This is a genomic window from Paracoccus thiocyanatus, assembly GCF_900156255.1.
Taxonomy (GTDB): domain Bacteria; phylum Pseudomonadota; class Alphaproteobacteria; order Rhodobacterales; family Rhodobacteraceae; genus Paracoccus; species Paracoccus thiocyanatus.
The window spans coordinates 1-4,515 of sequence record NZ_FTMK01000050.1 but is presented as its reverse complement, the minus strand read 5'-3'; the positions used below and the strand labels follow the sequence as shown (position 1 = coordinate 4,515).

General features: G+C 65.2%; 6 protein-coding genes and 1 pseudogene. 5 read left to right on the top strand and 2 right to left on the bottom strand.

What is annotated here, in order from left to right; all coding sequences use genetic code 11:
- Together F3H32_RS17500 and F3H32_RS17495 are read right to left on the bottom strand one after the other, a co-directional pair.
- A partial coding sequence (locus F3H32_RS17500) for an IS110 family RNA-guided transposase (protein WP_149766926.1) occupies window positions 1-943 on the bottom strand: 943 nt, incomplete at its 3' end.
- Between the two features lie 101 nt (window positions 944-1,044).
- Window positions 1,045-1,383: an ArsR/SmtB family transcription factor gene (locus F3H32_RS17495; protein WP_149766925.1), complete on the bottom strand. Its 339-nt coding sequence runs from the start codon at window positions 1,381-1,383 to the stop codon at window positions 1,045-1,047.
- A gap of 42 nt (window positions 1,384-1,425) precedes the next feature.
- Between F3H32_RS17495 and F3H32_RS17490 the strand changes: the two genes are divergently transcribed.
- From F3H32_RS17490 to F3H32_RS17470, 5 genes and pseudogenes are all read left to right on the top strand, one after another.
- The gene (locus F3H32_RS17490) at window positions 1,426-1,947 is read left to right on the top strand and encodes a DUF6428 family protein (RefSeq protein WP_149766924.1); all 522 of its coding nucleotides are present in this window, start codon (window positions 1,426-1,428) and stop codon (window positions 1,945-1,947) included.
- Between the two features lie 5 nt (window positions 1,948-1,952).
- Complete coding sequence (locus F3H32_RS18015; RefSeq protein ID WP_205912032.1) at window positions 1,953-2,489, top strand: arsenate reductase ArsC; 537 nt, start codon at window positions 1,953-1,955, stop codon at window positions 2,487-2,489.
- 9 nt (window positions 2,490-2,498) lie between these two features.
- Window positions 2,499-2,930: an arsenate reductase (glutaredoxin) gene (gene arsC, locus F3H32_RS18010; protein WP_149766923.1), complete on the top strand. Its 432-nt coding sequence runs from the start codon at window positions 2,499-2,501 to the stop codon at window positions 2,928-2,930.
- Between the two features lie 86 nt (window positions 2,931-3,016).
- Window positions 3,017-4,036: an ACR3 family arsenite efflux transporter gene (gene arsB, locus F3H32_RS17475; RefSeq protein ID WP_223191532.1), complete on the top strand. Its 1,020-nt coding sequence runs from the start codon at window positions 3,017-3,019 to the stop codon at window positions 4,034-4,036.
- Window positions 4,037-4,047: 11 nt separating this feature from the next.
- Window positions 4,048-4,515 (top strand): annotated as a pseudogene (locus tag F3H32_RS17470) (MFS transporter); the annotation flags it as partial.

Sequence of the window (4,515 nt, the reverse complement as noted above, 5' to 3'; positions counted from 1 at the left end):
CGACAGCCTTCTTGCGGCCGCGCCGCCGGGCCACCTGCATGGCCCAGGCCTTCAGTGCTGACCACCGCTTTACTCTTGCCAGCAGGACCTGCGCAGCCTCGTAAAGCAGGCTGCGCATCATGGCGTCGCCCCATCGGGAGATCCGGCCTGTTCGGTCGACATCGCCGGATTGGTGCTTGCGGGGCGTCAGGCCGAAATGGGCACCAACCGTCCTGGACCGGATGAAACGCGAAGGAACGTCCACGGTGGCACGGAAGGTCAATGCGACCATCGGGCCGACGCCGGGCACCGTCATGAAACGCCGTGTCAGCTCATCTTCCCGCGCTAGGCGAACAAGCAGGTCATCGAGGCGAAGAAACTGTTCCCACAACCCGCGTCTCGCCAGGAGCAGGGCATCCGAAACCCCATGCAATATGGTGTTCTCGGTCAGTTCGCGAACGCGCGACTCGAAGTCCCTCTTCGTGACCCTGCCGATCTCATAGCCGAAATCGCGGATCACTCCCCGGATTTCGTTCTCGACATCCTGCAACTTGTTCCGCAGCAACTGACGGGCGGCGAGGACGGCTCGCAGGCGGCGGCTGGTCGCCGTCTTGACGTGGACGGGTTTGAACAAGCCAACCCGCATCATCTGTGCGATCCCTCGCGCATCATGCCGATCGGTCTTGTTCAACTGCGCCGCCAGCGCCGCCTTCATGTGGCGGGTTTCAACGCAGACCGCTGCAAGGTCTGCCTCGACGAGTCCGCTGTAGATGTGTTGCGACAGCATACCGGCTTCCAGGCCGATGCGGACGACAGAAAATGGCAACGCCAGGATGTGACGCACGATGTCGTCTGGATTTGACGAGAGCTTGGCTTCATGGACGACCTTGCCGTCCCCGTTTACCGCGCAGAGGTTGACGCTCCGAGCCGAGACGTCCAGGCCGATGAAGTGATCTTCAGGCATACCGAACCCTCCAGAATCAAGGACCGGTACTTCTCTTAGCCAATCTCTGGCGTCCTTTGTAAACTACGGCCAATTTAGTCGTCCCGCCGATGACGAGAGCGCTACGCGCAGGAACTTTGGCAAATCGACGTGTCGGTCTCGACACAACGTCCGATTTGCCCGGCGCAGCAGTCTTCCATCAGAAACCGCACCAGACCGTTCAGCGCCTCGAAATCGACGCTGTAGAGGATCGACCGGCTTTCCCGGCGGGCGTTCACCAGTCCTGCGCGTTCCAGTTCCTTGACGTGGAAGCTCACGTTTGAGGCGCTCACTCCCGCCTGGTCCGCGATTACCCCGGCGGCCAGTCCTTCGGGACCGGCAACGACCAGCAGCCGCAGGATGCGCAGGCGGGTTTCCTGTGACAGAGCCCCGAAGGCAGCGAGGGCTTGACGCTCTTCCATATTTCTACAATCCTAAAAGTGTCGAATCAAAAGGTATCGCAGATGACCATCCAAGGCAACCTCGGCGCGCTGACCGGCGCGGTCGACCCGGAAGACATTACCATCGGTGAGCTGCTGGCGGCGCTGGACGGCGCAGCCGATCTGCCACTGGTGTTCAGCTATGACGGCCAGGACGTGAAGCCCGGCTACCACGTCACCGAAGTCAAGGCGGGCCGCTTCGAGGCGCTGGACTGCGGCGCGAACCCGGAAAGCTGGACCGAGATCTTCATCCAGCTCTGGGACGTGAACGAGGACCGCGCCCATATGCCTGCGGGCAAGTTCATGAAGATCATCGGCAAGGTGATCGAGCACGTCGGTCTGGATCGCGGCGCGAAGCTGACCTTCGAGGTCAGCGACGGGGTGCAGCCGATGCAGCTTCACCGGGCCGCGCTGCCCCGGATCGAGGGCGGGCAGGTCCGCGTAGCGCTCTCGCCGCGCCCAGCAAGCTGCAAGCCCCGCGACCGCTGGCTTCAGGACCAGAAGAGCTGCTCGGCCCCGGCCGGGGCGCAGCCCTGCTGCGGGTGATCGCCATGTCCGAGCAATCCTCGCGCGTGTTCAACGTGCTGTTCCTTTGCACCGGCAACTCGGCGCGGTCGATCGTCGCCGAAAGCGTCTTGCGCCAGGACGGCGGCGGGCGCTTCCGGGCCTTCTCGGCCGGAAGCCATCCGAAGGCGGAAGTCCATCCGACCGCCTTGCAGGTGCTGGAGAACTTCCACTACCCGACCGATGGCCTGCGCTCGAAGAGCTGGGACGAGTTCGCCCGCCCGGACGCGCCGGTGATGGATTTCGTGTTCACCGTTTGCGACAACGCGGCCGGGGAGGTCTGCCCGTTCTGGCCGGGCCAGCCGATGACGGCGCATTGGGGGATCGAAGACCCCGCCGCTGCGACCGGCACCGAGCTTGAGCGCAAAATGGCCTTCGTCAATGCGCTGCGCTACATGAAAGCGCGGATCGCGGCCTTTTCCTCGCTGCCGGTGGCCTCGCTGGATCGGTCGAGCCTTGCGACCAAGCTCCGCGAGATCGGCCAGGCCGAGGGCGCGACCCGGCCCCGGCCGGATGTGGCGTGAGGGCGGATCATGGATGTCGTGATCTACCACAACCCCGACTGCGGCACGTCCAGGAATACCCTCGGCCTGATCCGCAACGCTGGCGTCGAGCCGCATGTGATCGAGTATCTGAAATGCCCGCCAGGCCGGGAACTGCTGGTGCAACTCATTGCCCGCATGGGACTGACCGCCCGCGATCTGCTGCGTGAGAAGGGAACGCCCTATGCCGAGCTTGGCCTCGTCGATCCGGCGCTGAGCGAGGATCAGCTTCTGGATGCGATGATGGCGCACCCGGTCCTCATCAACCGGCCCATCGTGGTCAGCCCCAAGGGGGTGCGGCTCTGCCGCCCGTCCGAGGCGGTGCTGGACCTTCTGCCCCCGCAACTGGCTGCGTTCTCGAAAGAGGACGGGGAAGCCGTGGTGGGGGCCGACGGCCTCCGCGTGACGCCCGCAGCATCCTGACCGGAGATCAGCCCATGACCGCCCTCGCGCCGCCTTCGCGGCTCTCGTTCCTCGACCGCTGGCTGACGCTGTAGATCTTCGCCGCAATGGCGCTTGGTATCGCGCTTGGCTCGATCTTTCCCGGCCTGCCGGTCGCGCTCGACGCGCTCTCGGTCGGCACCACCAACATTCCCATCGCCATCGGCCTGATCCTGATGATGTATCCGCCGCTTGCGAAAGTCCGATACGAGGAACTGCCGCGCGTGTTCTCCGACAGGCGGGTGCTGGTGCTGTCGCTGGTGCAGAACTGGATCATCGGGCCGGTGCTGATGTTCGCGCTGGCGGTGATCTTCCTGCGCGATCACCCGGAATACATGACCGGCCTGATCCTGATCGGGCTGGCGCGCTGCATCGCCATGGTGCTGGTCTGGAACCAGCTCGCACGAGGCGACGGCCAGTATGTCGCGGCGCTGGTCGCCTTCAACTCGGTGTTCCAGATCCTGTTCTTCTCCACCTATGCGTGGTTTTTCCTCTCGGTCCTGCCGCCGCTGTTCGGGCTGGAAGGCAGCGTGATCGACGTGAGTTTCTGGACCATCACCGAAGCGGTGCTGATCTATCTCGGCATCCCCTTTGCAGCCGGGTTCCTCACCCGACGCATCCTCGTCGCCCGCAAGGGCGAGAGCTGGTATGAAACCGCATTCCTGCCCCGTATCGGCCCGATCACGCTGGCGGCCCTGCTGTTCACCATCGTCGCCATGTTCAGCTTGAAAGGCGGCGACGTGGTGCGCCTGCCGGTCGATGCCCTGCGGATCGCGGTGCCGCTCGCACTCTACTTCGTGATCCAGTTCCTCGTCAGCTTCGCCATGGGTCGGCTGATCGAGGCGGACTATCCGCGCACCACGGCCATCGCCTTCACGGCGGCGGGCAACAACTTCGAGCTGGCGATTGCCGTCGCCATCGCCGCCTTCGGCCTGGCCTCCCCGGTCGCCTTCGCGGCGGTGATCGGGCCGCTGGTCGAGGTGCCTGCGCTGATCCTGCTGGTGCATGTCGCCTTGCGGCTGGGTGCCCGATGGTTTCCAGAGGACGTGAAGGCCCGCGAGGCGGCGGATATGGCGAAGGCAGGATGACAGCCACGGGTATGCCGGACGCCCGGCGCTGGCCGGTAATCTCGGCCCTGGGGATCGTCCAGATTTTCGCCTGGGGCAGCTCCTACTACCTGCTGGCGGTGTTCGCTTCCCCCATCGCCGCCGATACGGGCTGGTCGCTGTCGTGGATCGTCGGCGGCCTCTCCCTCGGCCTGTTCGTCGCCGGTATGGCCTCGCCGCGTGTGGGCGAGGCGATCCGGCACCATGGCGGCAAGCCCGTGCTGGCGCTTTCCGCCCTCCTGCTGGCGGCGGGGCTGCTGATCCTCGCCACCGCGCCGGTGCTGCCGGTGTTCATCGCCGGATGGATCGTCCTCGGGATCGGGATGGGGGCGGGTCTCTATGACGCGGCTTTCGCCACGCTTGGGGGCATCTACGGGCGCGAGGCCCGATCCGCGATCACCACGCTGACCCTCTGGGGCGGCTTCGCCAGCACGGTCTGCTGGCCGCTGTCGGCGCTGTTC